Origin of the sequence: Nakamurella multipartita DSM 44233 (assembly GCF_000024365.1) — a bacterium.
In the GTDB taxonomy this organism is placed as follows: Bacteria; Actinomycetota; Actinomycetes; order Mycobacteriales; family Nakamurellaceae; genus Nakamurella; species Nakamurella multipartita.
In genome coordinates this window covers 1,516,841-1,532,803 of record NC_013235.1, presented here as the reverse complement: position 1 = coordinate 1,532,803, position 15,963 = coordinate 1,516,841, and the positions used below count along the sequence as shown (strand labels likewise).

Genomic DNA, 15,963 nt, shown 5'->3' with positions numbered 1-15,963 from the left:
TCTAGGACGCTCCTGAATAACGGTCACTTGTGGGTTCGGGAGTTCGCTTTGGGACAGTGGGAGCGTTCGCGCGTGATCGGGCTGTCAGGCGTGGTCCTGAGTCGTCGCCCGGCCCTGGATGATTCTCCTGACTGATCGGAGGGACGGGCCGTTGCTCACGGCCCGGTGAGGTCTCGTGCCGGCCGGTCAGGCCGGTGCAATGGTCCACGTCCCGCTCACCCGCGTCAGCCCGAGGGTGAGCATTCGCCTGAGGTTGATCGCAGCGGCGCGGTGGTGCCACCAGTGGTCGTTCTTGGCGACGCCGCGGTAGCGGACTTTGCGGTTGCCGCGGACCAGCCAGGAGATCGATCGTTCGACCATCGGCCGGTGCCGTCGGTAGACCTGTTGGAAGTCCTCGGTTTCCGCTTGTCGACGGGCCGCCCTGAGCAGGCTTTCGTACTCGGTCAGCTTCAGCGATCGACCGGCGTCGCTGGTCGTGCATTGGGCCCGGAGCGGGCAGCCGCGGCAAGCCGCTCCGAAGGTGACGGACCATTGCGCGGTGATCGACCGGGTCACCCCGTTCGGGCAGGTGGCCGTCCTGGCCTCGGGGTCGACGGTGAAGTCGTCCAGGGTGAACCCGTCCGGCACGGCCGACCGCAGCGGGAACGGCTTGATCAACGCGATGTGCCCGGCATGGTCCAGTTCGGCCCGCGCGGATCCCGATCCGTACGCCGAATCGGCCAGCACGTGCAGCTTTTCGGTCTCCTGTGCCAGCAAGGTGGGTCCAACCTCGGCGTCGCTGTTGCCGCGTCCGCTGGCCATGGTCACCGCGCAGGCGGTGACCAGACCGGTGTCGGGTTCGACCGCGATGTGTGCCTTGAACCCGTCCTGCCGCCGGTGGACGGTCTTGTGGGCGTGCCGCGCCTCCGGGTCCACGGTGGAGATCACCCGGTCCGGGGCGACCCGCTGCGCGATCCGCCACCGTCCGTCGGTGCCGTCCGAGCCCTCGACCGGTTCCACGTCCTGCCCGGCGACCAACGCCAAGAGGGCGACCGCGTCCGCCGCCTTCGGTCCGAGCTCCTGGTCGGGCAGGTGTCCCAGCACCCGATGCGCGTCGGTGACCAGCGCATCGACAAGGGCCTCGCGGGCCTGCTGATCGTTCCAGGCGATCGCCGGTTTGCCCGGGTCGTCATAGTCGTGAGCCGAGCAGTGCTCGCCGACGACCTCGGCGGCGCCGGGTACCTCGCGGCGGACCCGGCGGATCGCCGCGATCAACTGGGTGACCGTGTCCTGGGTGGCGACCGCGTCGTCCAGGATCGTGGAATCCAACGCTCGCCTGCTCTTTCCAGCCAGCACCCCGGTCTGGTCCACGACCTGGCGGACCGCGTCGAAGATCCGGTTCGGCGACTGCGAAGCGGCCAGCCGACGCCGCCAGTACGTCAATGTCGTGGCATGGAACGCCGCAGCGGTCACCGGTAACCCGCACGCTGCCTTCCACCGCAGATCGAACGTCACCGAGTCCACCGTGTCCGCGTCGGACAGGCCGTGCAGAGCCTGCAGCACAATCACCGACGCCATCACGTCGGCCGGCACTGACGGGCGGCCCCGACCCGACGGAAACAGATCCGCGAACATGCCGTCCGGGAACACCTCCCGACGGTGCGCGGCCAGAAACGCGAACACGCTGCCCGGCTTGAGCAGCCCACCGACTACCGACTCGGCATCCAACAACTCACGCTGATCCCGCGACCGACCCTGCACACCAAGATCATCCCGAACCCACAAGATCAACAGGGGCCGACATACGGATAATTCAGGAGCGTCCTAGGGGCTGGGACGGCGTGGCGAGTTGAGAATCGCCGACGCTCCGGCGGGCCCGACAGTCACCGGATTGCCAAACTTCTCCGGTCCGGGCCGCCCCCTGCTGTGCGATCGAACAAGACGCGACCGGTGGTCATCCCGGCGTCATCCGACGGTCATCGCCGGGCCGATGCGGGTCCGGAAGGCCGGCCGACGACCAAAGGTGGGAGCGCTCCCGGTTCACCGGGCGGGCTCAACCGAGCGGATGCATACTCATGGCCGCACGTGAGCGGACCGGCACAGTCCGTACACAGGCGAGTCCCGGACGACCTCTCTCCCCGGTGGTGCATCGATGGCGCTGACCCGCATGCTCCGACTGTCCGTGCTCGTGGTGGCCGTGCTGGCCGCCACCCTGGTGGCGCCCGTCGCGAACGCCGCCACCGGCGACCGTGGCTGGGGCGGTGGCGGCCATGGTGGGAGCAGTGGCGGGGGCAGTGGACCCTGGCAACCCGACCTGGGCCCGAACGTGACGATCTTCGACCCGAGCATGTCGGCGGCCGAGATCGAGGCCGCAGCGACAGCGGTCTTCAACAAGCAGAAGAGCAACGAGTTCGCGGCCGACCGGTTCGCGTTGCTGTTCGAACCGGGCACCTACGGCAGTGCCACGGAGCCGCTGAATTTCGAGGTCGGCTACTACACCAGCGTGGCCGGCCTGGGCCGGCTGCCCGGGGACGTGATCATCAACGGAACGATCAACGTCCACAACCAGTGCTACGGCGACCATTGCATCGCGCTGAACAACTTCTGGCGCTCGCTGTCCAACCTGACCATCGCGGTCACCGACAAGCCGACCGCCGGGTGCTACGCCGGCGAATTCTGGGCGGTGTCGCAGGCGGCGCCGATGCGTCGGGTGCACGTCACCGGCGGCCAGACCACGCTGATGGACTACTGCACCAATCCGTCCTTCGCCAGCGGCGGGTTCATCGCCGACTCGAAGTTCGACGGGACCGTGATCAACGGCTCCCAGCAGCAGTGGATGACCCGCAACAGCACGGTCAGCACCTGGACCAACGGCGTCTGGAACCAGGTGTTCTCCGGCGTCGAGGGCGCCCCGGCCACCTGCTTCCCGGCGGCCACCGCCTGCGGCGGCCCGTACACCACGGTGGCCAAGAGTCCGGTGACCAAGGAATCCCCGTTCCTGTACCAGGACGACCGCGGCCGGTACCGCGTGTTCGTGCCCGCCGTCCAGCGCAACAGCAGCGGCACCACATGGGCCTCCGGCAACCCCAAGGGCTCGTCCCAGTCGATCGAGAACTTCTACGTGGCCCGGCCGGGCGACGACGCCCGCACGATCAACGCCGCGCTGGCCCGCGGCAAGCAGCTGCTGCTCACTCCCGGGGTCTACCAGCTCGACCGGCCGATCACCGTCACCCGGCCGAACACGCTGATCCTCGGCCTGGGCTACGCGACCCTGATCCCCCAGAACGGCAACGCGGCGATCACCATCGGCGACGTGCCCGGGGTGGACGTCGCCGGGGTGACCATCGACGCCGGCCCGGTCAACTCCCCCGTGCTCGTGCAGGTCGGCACGCCCGGCGGGCAGTGCAGCAGCAGCCGGGGCAACCCCACCGTGCTGCACGACGTGTTCGTCCGCATCGGCGGTGCCGCCGCCGGCCGGGCGACCACCAGCATCGTGGTGAACAGCGACAACACCATCCTGGACAACATCTGGGCCTGGCGGGCCGACCATGGCAACGGGGTCGGCTGGACCGTGAACACGGCCGACACCGGGCTGATCGTCAACGGGGACAACGTCACCGCCTACGGCCTGTTCGTCGAGCACTACCAGAAGACCGAGACCATCTGGAACGGCGACAACGGGCGGGTGGTGTTCTACCAGAACGAGCTGCCGTACGACCCGCCGAACCAGGCGGCCTGGACCCAGCCCTCGGGTGAGCTCGGCTACCCGGCGCGGAAGGTGGCCGACGGCGTGCGCTCGTTCAGCGGGACCGGGATGGGCAGCTACAGCTTCTTCAACCAGGGTGTGGACGTCTACGCCGCCAACGCCTTCGAGGTGCCCACCGGGCTCAAGGCCGGCAGCCTGACCAACCTGCTGACCATCTTCCTGGACCCGGCCAACGGCAAGGGCGGCATCCAGAACGTCATCAACGGCGTCGGCGGGTCGTCCACCATCGCCAACCCCGACGTCCCGGTCACCGTGGTCAGCTACCCATGATCCGGGGGCGGTGCGAGATCATGGACCGGTGACCACCGCACTGGCTCCCTGGCCCGCCCCGACCGCCGATGCACCGGTGACCGCCACGGTCCCCGTGCCCGGCTCCAAGTCGCTGACCAACCGGGCCCTGGTGCTCGCGGCGCAGGCCGTGGCGCCGTCGTTGATCCCGGCTCCGCTGCGCAGCCGGGACACCGACCTGATGGCCGCGGCGCTGCGGGCCCTGGGCACCGGCATCGAGTCCGCCGGCCCGGGGGGACGGGACTGGCTGGTGACGCCGGCGCCACTGGCCGGTCCGGCCCACGTGGACTGCGGGCTGGCCGGAACCGTGATGCGGTTCCTGCCGCCGCTGGCCGCGACGGCCACCGGACCGATCATCTTCGACGGCGACGAGGCCGCCCGCCGGCGGCCGATGGCCACGGTGCTCGACGCACTGCGGGCGCTCGGGGTGCGCGTGGACGGCGACCGGCTGCCGTTCACCGTGCACGCCGACGGCCGGGTCCCCGGCGGCACGGTGCGGATCGATGCCAGCGCCTCGTCGCAGTTCGTCTCCGGGCTCTTGCTGTCCGCCCCCTCCTTCGCCGGCGGCATCGAGGTGCGGCACGAGGGCGCGGCCGTGCCCTCGTTGCCGCACATCGAGATGACCGTGCAGGCGCTGCGCGGCGTCGGGGTGCGGGTCGACGACGCGACCCCGGACCGGTGGCGGGTCGAGCCCGGGCCGGTCCAGCCGTGGACCAGCACCATCGAGCCGGACCTGTCCAACGCGACCCCGTTCCTGGCGGCCGCCGCAGTCACCGGCGGCACCGTCACCGTCCCGCACTGGCCCGCGGCCACCACCCAGGCCGGGGACGCCATCCGCGGCCTGCTCACCGCCATGGGCGCGCGGGTGTCGATCGGACCGGACGGGCTGACCGTCTCCGGGCCGGACCGGCTGCGCGGGCTGACCGCCGACCTGCACGACGTCGGCGAGCTGACCCCGACCGTGGCGGCCATCGCCCTGTTCGCCGACGGACCGTCCCGGCTGACCGGGATCGGTCACCTGCGCGGGCACGAGACCGACCGGCTGGCCGCGCTGGCCCAGGACATCCAGGCGGTCGGCGGCCGGGTCGACGAGGCGCCGGACGGGTTCACCATTCACCCCCAACCGCTGCACGGGGGCCCCTGGGCCGCCTTCGCCGACCACCGGATGGCCACGGCCGGAGCCATCGTCGGGCTGCGGGTGCCCGGGGTGCTCGTCGACGACGTGGCGACCACGGCCAAGACCCTGCCCGGGTTCGCGGACATGTGGACGCGGATGCTCGGCCCGGCGGTGGCATGAGCCGGCTCGGCGAAGACTGGGACAACGACGACGTCCGGGTCCGGCCGGGCCGCTCGTCCCGTCCCCGCACCAAGACCCGGCCGGCCCACACCGAATCGGTCGAGGGGTTCGTCACCACGGTGGACCGCGGCCGCTACACCTGCCTGGTGGGCGATGGCACCCGGCACGCGCGGCCGGTCACCGCGATGCGGGCCCGCGAGCTGGGCCGCCGGGCCGTCGCCGTCGGCGACCTGGTCGACCTCGTCGGCGACACCGGAGGCGCCCCGGACACCCTGGCCCGGATCGTGCGGATCGCGCCGCGGCGCAGCATCCTGCGCCGCTCGGCCGACGACGTGGACACCACCGAACGCGTGCTGGTGGCCAACGCCGACCAGCTGGTGATCGTCAGCGCCCTAGCCGACCCGGAACCCCGGACCGGGTTCATCGACCGGTGCCTGGTCGCCGCGTTCACCGGCAACCTGACGCCGGTGTTGCTGCTGACCAAGTCGGATCTGGCCGATGCCGGACCGCTCCGCAGCACCTACGACGAGCTGACCGTGCCCATCCTGGTCACCCGCCGCGGGATCGATCGCGGTCTCGACGACACCGGTGTCCGGGTGGTCGACGGCATCGACGCGGTTCGCGAGCAACTGTCCGGGCGGGTGTCGGTGATGATCGGCCACTCCGGCGTCGGCAAGTCCACCGTGGTCAATGCGCTGGTGCCGCAGGCCCTACGGGCCACCGGTTCGGTTACCGGAGTGGGCAAGGGGCGGCACACCTCCACCTCGGCGATCGCGCTGCCGCTGGCCGGCGGCGGCTGGGTGATCGACACCCCCGGCGTGCGCTCGTTCGGCCTGGCCCACGTCACCCCGGACGACCTGCTGGCCGCATTCGACGACCTTCTCGAAGGCACCGTCGACTGCCCGCCCAACTGCGACCACTTGGGCGCCGAGTGCGCCCTGGACGGCTGGGTGGCGGCCGGCCATTCCAGCGCCGGCCGGCTGGCCTCGTTCCGCCGCCTGCTGCAGTCACGGGCCGGCTCGGACTGATCCCGCCCGGCCGCGCCCCGCCCGATCAGGCCCGGTCGTACCCGTCGTCGTCGCCGCCGACCACCACCGCCTGCTCGATCACGTCGGCCGAGTCGGCCTCGCCGAACTCCCCGATCCCGGTGACCGCGGGCTCGGTCCCCTCGTCGTCGAGCACCGGCACCTGTTGCTCGGCCAGATCGGCCGGATCCGCATCCGCTGTCCAGTCCGCTGTCGTCATGGCGGTGGTCCCTTCACTGCGCTCGATGCGTGTCTCCTTCCGGTATCCCGCAGCCGCGTCGATCACGCAAGTCCCCCCGCCCGGATGTCGGGGACAACGGGACTTGGTGCCCGGTCCGGGTTGGTCCAATGGCAGGCCCCTGCGGTTCCGCCGACGCCTAGCGTCGGGACGCAGGCGTTCCGCGATCGTGCCCCTGACGATTCGGCCCTGCCGTCCCACCACAGGAAGGAACCGTCATGTTCGGTCGCATCCCCCGTGACGTCCGCGCCGCCGTCGAGGACGCCACTCGCGCGGCATCGATCCACAACAGCCAGCCCTGGATCTTCGTCTACCGGGGCGAAAGCATCGACCTGTGGCTCGACGTCGGCCGCGCGCCGCACGTCGTCGATCCGTCCGGACGTTGGGCGGTGCAGTCGGCCGGGGCCGCGCTGGCCAACCTGGAGCTCGCCCTGGCCCACCGACTCGAGGCCCGGGTCCGCGTCATCGACTTCCCCGGGCCGGGACCGCAGCCGCCGGCCGGCCTGGCCCCGATCGCCCGCGACCAGCTCCCGCCGATCCTGCGCGACCTGACCACAGCGCCGGTGGCCAGCGTCTCCTGGTCGGGCGACCGGCTCGCGCCGTCCGCCGCGGACGCGCAGCTGTACGGGGCCATCCACGACCGGTTCACCAGCCGGGCACCGTTCGCGGCGACCGCGGTGACCGGCCCGCAGTGGCAGGAGATCGCGGCGGCCGGCGCCTGCGGCGCCGTGTCCACCGAGGCGGTCTCCGAGGACTTCACCCGGGTGTTCCTCAAGCTGACCGCCGAGGTCGAGGCCCGGATGGTCGGCGACGTGGCCTACCTGGCCGAGGTGCGGCGCTGGGTCGACCGCGGCCCGTACGAGGGCATCCCCGGCGGCGCGGCCGGCGTGCACGACTCCACGGGTCAGTACCCGGGCCGGGACTTCTCGGTCGGACCGAACCAGGTCGGCAGCGCGCTGCCGTCGGGCCAGTTCGAGGGTCGGCTGCAGCTCGCGGTGCTGCGCAGCGATCAGGACACCCCGGCCGACTGGCTCGACGCGGGCCGGGCCCTGGAGCGGGTCGGCCTGCGAGCCACCGCCTCCGGACTGCGAATCGGCATCCTGGGCCAGGCGCTCGAGCAGGCGCCGACGCACGAAGCGGTGGACCAGGAGTACTCGACCACGCTGGGCCGACCGGTGATCGTGCAGCAGGTGGTGCGGCTGGGACACGGGGACGGTTCGGCCCGGCCGACGCCGACGCCGCGGCGCCCGCTGCCGGAGGTGCTCGTTCACGAGACTCACAGTTGACATGTCTACTTCCCGGGGAATAAGCTGACGACAGTCTTGTTGAACGCTCATGTAACAGACACCCGGGAAGGAACCCCATCATGACGACCTCCGTCACCACCCCCACCCTCTCCGCCGGCACCTGGGCGGCCGACGCCGTTCACTCCGACGTCTCGTTCAAGGTTCGGCACATGGCCGTCGGCAAGGCCAAGGGCACCTTCGCGCTCAAGTCGGCCACCCTGGTCGTGGGCGCGAACGGCATCGCCGACGCTTCCGTGACCGCCGAGATCGACGCCGCGAGCGTGGACACCAAGCAGGAGCAGCGGGATGCGCACGTCCGCTCCGCCGACTTCCTGGATGTCGAGAACCACCCGACCCTGACCTTCGTCTCCAAGGCCGTCAAGGACATCGACGGCGAGGAGTTCGTGCTGGTCGGCGACCTGACCATCCGCGGCACCAGCAACGAGGTCGAGCTGGCCACCGAGTTCCTGGGCGAGACCGTCGACGCCTACGGCCACACCCGGGCCGGCTTCTCGGCCAAGACCAGCATCTCCCGCAAGGCCTACGGCGTGAGCTTCGAGGCCGCCTTCGGTGCCGGCAACGCGGTCGTGGCCGACAAGGTCGAGATCGACCTGGAGCTGGAGTTCGTCCGCAACGCCGACTGATCTCGCTCGACCGGATCTCGTCCGGCCGATCCCGCATCCCGACGTGCTACCGCCGGGAAGTTCTACCGCTGGCCGCCGAGGCCCTGCCGATCACCGATCAGCCAGGGCCCGGCGGCTTCGGCGTTCCCGGGGTCGGTGAGCGTCGATGCCGTCACCGCCGCACGTAGCCGGGCGCGGTGGCGCAGCAGCGGGTCGTGCCGCTCGGCCGGCAGGTCGGCGAGCAGGTCGTCCAGCAACGCAGTCAGCCGGCGGGTCACCTGCGGCGACTGCAGTCCGGCCTCCAACACCTCCCAGAGCGCCAGATCGACGATGTCGTTCCAGGTGAAGGACGCCGCGACGACGCCACCCCGACCGGACGAGACCCGGACCGGGCCCAGCGGCAGCGGGGCGGCGACCCGCAGCACGGCCTCCGCTTCGTCCAACGCCCGAACCGCGGTCGTCGGATCGTTGATCGCCGCGGACAGCGCCCGCAGACCGATATCGGACAGGATGCGCAGGGCGTAGAGCGGGTCGTACTTCAACGATCGCTCCCGATGCACCAGCAGGCACTGGTCGACCAGCTCCCCGACCGCCCGCTCCTGCGCCGGATCGACCGAGCCGGCCGGGGAAACCGCGCCGTCCCAGGACACCGTGCCGACGGCGGCCCCCGGCGCGATCGCGTCGCCCACCCGCACCCGGAACACGATCTCGACGCCGAACCGGGCCGCACCTCGCACGGCGCGGTCGACGTCGATCGCCACGATCTGGCCCGGTTCTCCCCGATGCCGCAGCACGGTGCCGCTGGCCGCGGGCTGGGCGTCCAGGGCGGCGGGCTCCGCGGCGGAGCCGCTCGCCGGGCGCCGAGTGACCGCCCGCCGGGCGATCCGGCCCAGGTCGGCGATCAGCGAATCCACCCGGATCCGGCCGGCCACGCTCTGGATCAGCACCAGGAACGCGACCAGGCTGGCCAGCAGGCAGACCAGGCAGACCAGCACGCCGAAGAACGGCACGTACGACTCCCGGCCGGCCGACCCGATCGAGATCAACGCCAGGAAGGCGTACGCGCTGGTGCCGACGAAGATGGCCAGCACCCCCTGGGTCACCCGGGACCGCAGGAAGTACGAGACCGTCCGCGGCGAGTACGTCGCCGACCCGAACTGGATGATCAGCAGCACCAGGGAGAACACGAACCCGGTGAAGGTGATCATCCCGCCGCCGATCGAGGCCAGGAACGTCACCGCCGACGACGGCGACCACAACTCGGCCCCGCCGACCTCGGCCGACAGCTCCTGATCGATCTGGGCCACGATCGCATCGAGCACCACCGCGGCCACCAACCCGGCCAACGGGATCACCCAGAACGCGTTGTCCCACCACAGCCGAAGCCGCGTACCGCCCGCTCTCACCTTCACCGCCGGCTACTCCTGTGGTCGGGCGTGCTGGACCGTCAGCTCCTCCAGCAGGTACCGGATCTCGCCCGGCGCGTACCAGGCCAGGTCGAAGTCCTCGGCCGAGCCGAGCGCGAACTCCGCGTCGTCGTCGCCCAGGTCGGCGGCGTCGATCACCGCAGCGGCCGCCCGCACCGCGTCGGCGGCGTCGGCCCCGTCCAGGTGGACCGAGGCGACCCGGCGCCAGGGCACCGGACCCCCGGCCACGGCGACCACCGCGCGGTCGGCCTCGGGGCGGGCCGTCACCCGGGTCTCGTCGACGTCGGCGGCCAGGACCACCCGCAGTGCGGGCTCGTCCGCCGGCGACGCGGCCAGCAGCCGCAGCGAGGCCCGCGAGGCGTCCAGCATCGCCAGGTATTCCAGCTCTTCCTCGGTCCAGCCCGGGTATTCGCGGCGCAGCGCGTCGGTCACCGCGAAGGCGACCCCGGAGCGCACCGGCGCCTGACCCGCGGCCGCAGCCGCCTGCAGCCCGGACACCGTGCTGGGCAGGTAGATCCTCATCAAGCCCCGTTCATCCTGGTGCGCTCACGAACTGGACCGCGACCGGCGCGACCGGGTCGGCTTGCTCCGAGTGCCCCCGGCCGGCGCGGTGGACCGGATCTCGTCGACCGCCTCGGCGATCTGCGCGGCGAACTCCTCCACGTCGGGCACCGCTTCACGATCGGCAGTGACCCCGAAGAACACGCCGCCGTTGTAGGAGGTGCAGGACACCGCGAGCGCATGCCCGACGGTCAGCGGCGCGACCGGGTACATGGCCACCACCGGATAACCGGCCGCATACAGCGGGACCTGCGGGCCCGGAACGTTGGTGATCAGCAGGTTGTAGGTGCGCCGGGACAGCTGCCCGGCCACCCGGGCGCCCAGCGCATGCAGCGTCGGCGGGGCGAACCGGCCCAGCTCGACCAGGGCGTCGGCGGCCACCTGCTGCCCGGAATCGACGTGCGGGCCCATCGCGAAGGACACCTGATGCAGCCGCATCGCCGGGTTCGGCTCGGCGATCGGCAGATCGACCAGGTAGGAGGCCACCGAGCCGCTGTCCTCGCCCGGTCCGGCCGCGACCGACACCGGCACCATCGCCCGCAACGAGGTGGTCGCGGTGACCGCCTCGCCCCGGGAGAGCAGCCAGGACCGCAGCGCCCCGGTGATCACCGCGATGACCACGTCGTTGATCGATCCGCCGTGCGCCCGGCGCACCTGCTTGAAGTCGGCCAGGTCGGCGCGCACGCTGGCGAACCGCCGCAACCCGCTCTTGGCGTCGTTGAGCGGCGACCGCGGGGCCGGGCGGACCGTGTGCCAGACCATCTCCAGGGCGTGCCCGGCCGCCCCGAGCACCTTGCCCATCACCGCGCCCGCGTCCTGCGCGAAGAGCCTGGCCACGTCGACCATCTCGGACGGCCGCGCGGTCAGGTCGGAGATCGCGTCGACGACCAGATCGATGTCTCCGGGCGCCGGGTTCGGGATCCACGGCTGTTCGGGCAGGTCGCGCGAGTGCTTGGTGACGTCCAGGATCGCGGCGGCCACGTCCACGGCGCCGATCCGGTCCATGATCGCGTGATGGGTCTTGTTGACCAGGGCGACCCGGCCGCCGGTCAGACCCTCGATGACGTAGACCTCCCACAAGGGCCGGGAGCGGTCCAGCGGGCGCGAGATCAACCGGCCGACCAGCTCGTCCAGCTCGATCTCGGTGCCCGGCTTGGGCAGCGCGGACCGGCGCACGTGGTAGGTGATGTCGAAGTCCTCGTCGTCCACCCACACCGGTCGGGCCAGCCGGCCGGGCACGAACCGGACCTTCTGCCGGTACCGGGGCACCAGCGAGAGCCGGGACTCGATGAGCTCGACGATGGTCGAGTACTCGAACTCCGGACCGTCCGGGTCGGGCTGCAAAATGGCCACCCCACCGACGTGCATGGGGGTGCCGGCGTCCTCGGCGTAGAGGAACGACGCATCCGTCGCGGAGAGCCGGTCGGTCATCCCGACATCGTGGCACAGCGCGTGGTTCGTCACCGATCGCCGACCACGGGGGGCGAGGCGGGCACCGACGCCGGGGCCGCCGGCCGCTCGAAGAGCTGGGCCAGGCCGGCGCCGCTGAAGCAGGCGGCGCCCAGCGCGGTCCCCCAGTTGATCACCCAGATGCTGATCGTCTCGCCGGTGGCCGGCCGGACGAAGGCGGCCAGGCCGGAGAACATGAACAGCCACGATCCGACCTGGTTGACGATCACGATCCACCAACCCAGCGACGACGGCATCCAGCGCAACCGGCCGTGGCAGACCTCGAGGATGCCGATGTGCCCGGACACCAGGAACAGGACGCAGCCGACGATCTGCGGGGCCCAGATCAACCGGTTGTACTGCGGCCCGGTCAGGTTGGACAGGAACGCGTCGACCAGGCTGACCGCGAAGGCCAGGGTGCCGCAGAACAGCACGAACGCGGCCACCCAGCCGGGCCGGTTGGGCTCGTAGGCCCACCAGCGCCACGGGCGGGCGGCCAGCGTGCCGTCGGCGGCGATCCGGCGGGGCGAGTTGATCTCCTGCACCAGCGCGGCGTAGGCACCGGTGGAGAACCAGAACCCGCCGATCAGGAACGTCCAGTCGATCGTCGGGGTGGACGCGGCGTCGTACTGGGCCAGCAGGGCGCCCAGGGTGAACAGGGCACCGCCGAGGAAGAACGACAGACCGGACAGGTCGTTGCACCGGCGGAGCCGGACGGCGACGGCCGGCCGGGCCACGATCCGCTGGACGATCCCGTCCCGGACCACCTCGATGAACCCGCGCTTGCGGGCCTGCCGTGATTCCCAGGTGACGGTCGTCCCGTCCGGATGCTCCCAGCGCAACCGGCTGATCAGTGGGCCCCGGCCCCCGGTCTGTCGGATCTGGGCGTCCGCCGGGACGTCGAAGCTGTCCCCGGCCACCACGACTGCGCTCACCCGACCATCCTGGTGGACGGGCCAGCGGTGGCAATCACCCGGTCCGGATCAGCTGGGCCATCGATCGGGCCAACTCCACGACGGCCGACCGCAGTGCCGACCGGGGGGCGGCATCGGCCAACGGGACACCGCGCCGCCACGCCCGGTCGGTCGCGGCCCGGTCCTCGGGCAATCGGGCAGAGACGTCCAACCCGGTGAACCGGCGCACGGCCGCCTGCGCTTCGGCGGTCGACCCGACCGAGGGCCGGCACCGGTTGAGCACCACCCGCGGGGCGGCGTCGGGCACCACCTCACGCAGTTCGGCCAGCGCCCGGACCAGCCGCTCGAGCCCCGGCGGGTCGCAGGAGCCGACGACCAGCAGCACGTCGGCCTCGGCCAGCACCGTGAGCGTGGCCCCGTTGCGACGGGGCGCCCTGGTGTCGAAGGAGAGTTCCTCGTCGGCCTCGACGGCGAACGCGCAGTCGACGATGGTCAACGGCGCCATCTCCCGGGCCGCGTCCAGCACCAGCGGGATGGCCGAGGGGCGAACCTCGGGCCAACGGTCGGCCCGGGCGATGCCGGTGAGCAGCCGCAGGTCGTCGCCCAGCGACCAGCACAAGCCGGCCAGCGCACCCAGGTCCAGCGAGCCCGCGGCGGCCAGCCGGCAGGCGCCGGCCAGCCCGGGCGATTCGTCGAGCAGCCCGAACGCGGACGAGATCACCCCGCCATACACGTCGGCGTCGATCAGCAGGGTGGGCACCCCCAGGCCGGATGCCTCGACCGCCAGGTTGGTGGCCACCGTCGTCCGGCCGGGCGCGCCGGTCGGACCCCAGACCGCCACCACCGATCCCCGGGCGGGCGGCCCGTCCGGGATCTCGACCTCCAGCCCGGGCGTCGCCGGCGGCAGCGCGGCCCGCAGGTTGGCCGCCGACCGGGAACTGGGTTCGGCGTCGCCGAGTTCGGCCACCGCCACCCGAGCGGCGGCCACTAGCGCGTCCACGCCGGCATCCGCGGCGACCAGGGCCGAGATGCCGATCCGCCGCAACCGGGCGCGGGCGTTCTCGTCGTCGGCCGGATGCACCCCCACCACGGCGACACCGGAGGTGCGCAGCCGGGTGACCGCGTCGGTGTCCAGCCGCCGCAGATCGGCCGAGACCACTGCGACCGCGGCCTGACCGGTGGTGGCCACCGCGAGCACGTCGCCGATGTCCACGCACCGGCGCAACACCGTCATCGGCGAGCCGGGCCGGTCCAGGGCGGCGACCAGCTCGTTCTCCCAACCCTGGCCGCTGCCGGCGGTCAGCAGACCTTGGCTCACCGGCGCCTGCTCACGAGCCGCTGACCAGCACGACGATGGGCTCACCGGTGGGCAGCACCCGCACCAGCTTGTCGGCCACGTCGGCCGGCAGCAGCACTGAGAGTTGGTAGCGGTTGGAGGTCGCGCCGGACAGCCCGCCGGAAGCGGGGGCGCTCACCGACTGCACGGTCAGGTCACGGCCGATCAGCTCGGTGATGGCCGCCTCGGCCGAGCCCGGGTTCGCCTCCCTGGTCAGGTACAGGTCGATGGTGGCACCGTGCTCGACCCCGGGCGGCATGTGTTCGGGGGCCACTGCGATGGAGACCACCCGGCCGCTGTCCGTCGGTTCGACCGCCGATCCGGCCAGCAGCTCGCCGGCGCCCAGCGGGGCCACCAGCGTCCGGCCGACCGGTGAGTCGCCGGCGGGCGTGAGGTAGGCGCCGGCCTGGTCGCCGAGATTGACCTCGACCGCGGTCAGGTCACCGGCCCCGATGACGGTGCCGGCGGACAGGCTCCGGGACGCCGCCCAGACCGGGGTGGTCTGCGATCCCGCGGCCATCACCCGGGCCCCGAGGACGATGGCCGCGATCACCAGCAGGATGCCGCCCACCACCCGGACGTTGAACCACCGGGGACGGGACAGCCGACGGGGGGACGGCGCCGGCGGCATCGCCATGTCCCGTCTCCCTCCCCGAACGGCCGGACGGACCCGCCCCGCACCCGCCCCGATCTGTCCACACCGGGTCACCCATGGGCCCGCCCTGCGTGGCAAACTACATCACCAGAACTCAACGTTCGTCAAAAGCAGCCCAACGATGCCGGATCAACCCCATTCGGGTACGGTTTGTCGTCATAGTGACAAGCAGAAGGAAGGTCGGGTCGTGGCCTCGGAACGGTTCCTCACCCTTGCCGACGTCGCCGAGATCCTGAACATCTCGGCGTCCCAGACGTACGCCCTGGTCCGCAGCGGGGACCTGCAGGGCATCCAGATCGGCGGCCGGAACCAGTGGCGGGTCGAGCGCTCCAAGCTCGAGGAATACATCGAGCAGGCCTACAAGCGGACCGCATCCCACCTCAACGAACTGCCCACCACCCTGCCCAGCGACGCCTGACGCGCTGCTCATCCCGGCGGCGCCTCACCCCAACGGCAGCGCGCGCACCAGCACGATCGCCGACAACGGCACCAATGCCACCGACCGCGCGGACCCGGCCCGCCGCGGCTCCCAGGCGGCGTGCACGGCCAGCTCCAGAAAGTCCGCCCCCACCCGGTCGATCGTGCCGGTCAGCTCGCCCGACGACCGGCCGGCGCCCGCCGCGCCGGCGTCGTCCGCCCATCCGGACACGGCCAGCTGAACCGGCGCCCGATCCCGGGCCAGACCACGCAGCGCCCGACGCAGGTCGAACCGCAGGTCCAGCCCGGTCGGTTCCGGCCCGGTCGCCGCGGTCAGCCCCAGCACGACGGTGACCGCCGACCATGGCACCAGACAATCGCGATGGGCCGATTCGGCCAGCAGGAGCCAATCCGGCCCGACGGACCGCAGCGTCCCGGCGACCGTGAGTCCGCCGGCCAGCCGGATCCGGATCGGCTGATCGAGGGCGCCGGCCAGCCGCTGCCGGGCGGTGATCGACCCGACCGCGACCCGCTCGCGATCGGCCATTTCGCCATCGGCCTGCTCCTGTGCCAGCGCCTCGAATCGCGCCTCCATCTCGGCGAACAGCCGTTCCCACCGCATCGGCCCAGCCTGGCCAACCCCACCCGGCCGGTCAAATCGGCGATCAACGTCCCGTGAACCAGCTTGACAACACGCTTCGG

General features: G+C 71.9%; 15 protein-coding genes. 6 read left to right on the top strand and 9 right to left on the bottom strand.

Annotated elements, in window-relative coordinates:
• Positions 1-186 precede the first annotated feature (186 nt).
• Positions 187-1,740 (bottom strand): IS1182-like element ISNml3 family transposase, encoded by a 1,554-nt coding sequence (locus tag NAMU_RS06920; RefSeq protein WP_015746695.1) that lies wholly within the window; start codon positions 1,738-1,740, stop codon positions 187-189.
• A gap of 391 nt (positions 1,741-2,131) precedes the next feature.
• Between NAMU_RS06920 and NAMU_RS06915 the strand changes: the two genes are divergently transcribed.
• Genes NAMU_RS06915 through rsgA form a run of 3 tightly spaced genes read left to right on the top strand, consistent with a single transcriptional unit; the run spans position 2,132 to position 6,358 of the window.
• On the top strand, positions 2,132-4,015 hold the full coding sequence (locus tag NAMU_RS06915) for a glycosyl hydrolase family 28-related protein (protein ID WP_015746694.1): 1,884 nt from the start codon (positions 2,132-2,134) through the stop codon (positions 4,013-4,015).
• Positions 4,016-4,043: 28 nt separating this feature from the next.
• Positions 4,044-5,330: a 3-phosphoshikimate 1-carboxyvinyltransferase gene (gene aroA / locus NAMU_RS06910; protein ID WP_015746693.1), complete on the top strand. Its 1,287-nt coding sequence runs from the start codon at positions 4,044-4,046 to the stop codon at positions 5,328-5,330.
• Entirely contained in the window at positions 5,327-6,358 is a 1,032-nt protein-coding gene (gene rsgA, locus NAMU_RS06905; RefSeq protein WP_015746692.1) for a ribosome small subunit-dependent GTPase A, read from the top strand. Before aroA ends, rsgA begins: the two co-directional genes overlap by 4 nt.
• Before the next feature lie 25 nt (positions 6,359-6,383).
• On the opposite strand, the gene NAMU_RS06900 is transcribed toward rsgA, so the two are convergent.
• The gene (locus tag NAMU_RS06900) at positions 6,384-6,575 is read right to left on the bottom strand and encodes a hypothetical protein (RefSeq protein WP_041368531.1); all 192 of its coding nucleotides are present in this window, start codon (positions 6,573-6,575) and stop codon (positions 6,384-6,386) included.
• A 236-nt stretch (positions 6,576-6,811) separates the two neighbouring features.
• On the opposite strand from NAMU_RS06900, the gene NAMU_RS06895 reads away from it, so the two are divergent.
• Both NAMU_RS06895 and NAMU_RS06890 read left to right on the top strand, forming a co-directional pair.
• Positions 6,812-7,879, top strand: coding sequence for an Acg family FMN-binding oxidoreductase (locus tag NAMU_RS06895; RefSeq protein WP_015746690.1), 1,068 nt, complete (start codon positions 6,812-6,814; stop codon positions 7,877-7,879).
• 80 nt (positions 7,880-7,959) lie between these two features.
• Positions 7,960-8,523, top strand: coding sequence for a YceI family protein (locus tag NAMU_RS06890; protein ID WP_015746689.1), 564 nt, complete (start codon positions 7,960-7,962; stop codon positions 8,521-8,523).
• A 62-nt stretch (positions 8,524-8,585) separates the two neighbouring features.
• On the opposite strand, the gene NAMU_RS27095 is transcribed toward NAMU_RS06890, so the two are convergent.
• From NAMU_RS27095 to NAMU_RS06860, 6 genes are read right to left on the bottom strand one after another with little or no spacing between them, the layout of a single operon-like run.
• Positions 8,586-9,914, bottom strand: a complete 1,329-nt coding sequence (locus NAMU_RS27095; protein ID WP_015746688.1) for a DUF2254 domain-containing protein — start codon at positions 9,912-9,914, stop codon at positions 8,586-8,588.
• 6 nt (positions 9,915-9,920) lie between these two features.
• Entirely contained in the window at positions 9,921-10,451 is a 531-nt protein-coding gene (locus NAMU_RS06880; RefSeq protein ID WP_015746687.1) for a DUF6912 family protein, read from the bottom strand.
• Positions 10,452-10,475: 24 nt separating this feature from the next.
• Positions 10,476-11,921 (bottom strand): WS/DGAT/MGAT family O-acyltransferase, encoded by a 1,446-nt coding sequence (locus NAMU_RS06875; RefSeq protein WP_015746686.1) that lies wholly within the window; start codon positions 11,919-11,921, stop codon positions 10,476-10,478.
• 29 nt (positions 11,922-11,950) lie between these two features.
• Positions 11,951-12,874 (bottom strand): hypothetical protein, encoded by a 924-nt coding sequence (locus NAMU_RS06870; protein ID WP_015746685.1) that lies wholly within the window; start codon positions 12,872-12,874, stop codon positions 11,951-11,953.
• Positions 12,875-12,908: 34 nt separating this feature from the next.
• Positions 12,909-14,171, bottom strand: a complete 1,263-nt coding sequence (locus NAMU_RS06865; protein WP_015746684.1) for an AAA family ATPase — start codon at positions 14,169-14,171, stop codon at positions 12,909-12,911.
• A 10-nt stretch (positions 14,172-14,181) separates the two neighbouring features.
• The gene (locus NAMU_RS06860) at positions 14,182-14,826 is read right to left on the bottom strand and encodes an SAF domain-containing protein (RefSeq protein ID WP_015746683.1); all 645 of its coding nucleotides are present in this window, start codon (positions 14,824-14,826) and stop codon (positions 14,182-14,184) included.
• 205 nt (positions 14,827-15,031) lie between these two features.
• Here NAMU_RS06860 and NAMU_RS06855 point away from each other — a divergent pair, with 205 nt between their 5' ends.
• Positions 15,032-15,262 carry a helix-turn-helix domain-containing protein gene (locus NAMU_RS06855; protein WP_015746682.1) on the top strand — a complete coding sequence of 77 codons (231 nt, stop codon included), beginning with the start codon at positions 15,032-15,034 and terminating at the stop codon, positions 15,260-15,262.
• 24 nt (positions 15,263-15,286) lie between these two features.
• Here NAMU_RS06855 and NAMU_RS06850 read toward each other — a convergent pair whose 3' ends face one another.
• Positions 15,287-15,883, bottom strand: a complete 597-nt coding sequence (locus NAMU_RS06850; protein WP_015746681.1) for a hypothetical protein — start codon at positions 15,881-15,883, stop codon at positions 15,287-15,289.
• Positions 15,884-15,963: the final 80 nt, after the last annotated feature.

Excerpts from the sequence above, each read along its gene's own strand:
- NAMU_RS06860 (WP_015746683.1), bottom strand. The coding sequence starts at position 14,826 with ATGGCGATGCCGCCGGCGCCGTCCCCCCGTCGGCTGTCCCGTCCCCGG.
- NAMU_RS06850 (WP_015746681.1), bottom strand. The coding sequence starts at position 15,883 with ATGCGGTGGGAACGGCTGTTCGCCGAGATGGAGGCGCGATTCGAGGCG.
- NAMU_RS06895 (WP_015746690.1), top strand. The coding sequence starts at position 6,812 with ATGTTCGGTCGCATCCCCCGTGACGTCCGCGCCGCCGTCGAGGACGCC.
- NAMU_RS06900 (WP_041368531.1), bottom strand. The coding sequence starts at position 6,575 with ATGACGACAGCGGACTGGACAGCGGATGCGGATCCGGCCGATCTGGCC.
- NAMU_RS06890 (WP_015746689.1), top strand. The coding sequence starts at position 7,960 with ATGACGACCTCCGTCACCACCCCCACCCTCTCCGCCGGCACCTGGGCG.
- NAMU_RS06875 (WP_015746686.1), bottom strand. The coding sequence starts at position 11,921 with ATGACCGACCGGCTCTCCGCGACGGATGCGTCGTTCCTCTACGCCGAG.
- NAMU_RS06880 (WP_015746687.1), bottom strand. The coding sequence starts at position 10,451 with ATGAGGATCTACCTGCCCAGCACGGTGTCCGGGCTGCAGGCGGCTGCG.
- rsgA (WP_015746692.1), top strand. The coding sequence starts at position 5,327 with ATGAGCCGGCTCGGCGAAGACTGGGACAACGACGACGTCCGGGTCCGG.
- NAMU_RS06915 (WP_015746694.1), top strand. The coding sequence starts at position 2,132 with ATGGCGCTGACCCGCATGCTCCGACTGTCCGTGCTCGTGGTGGCCGTG.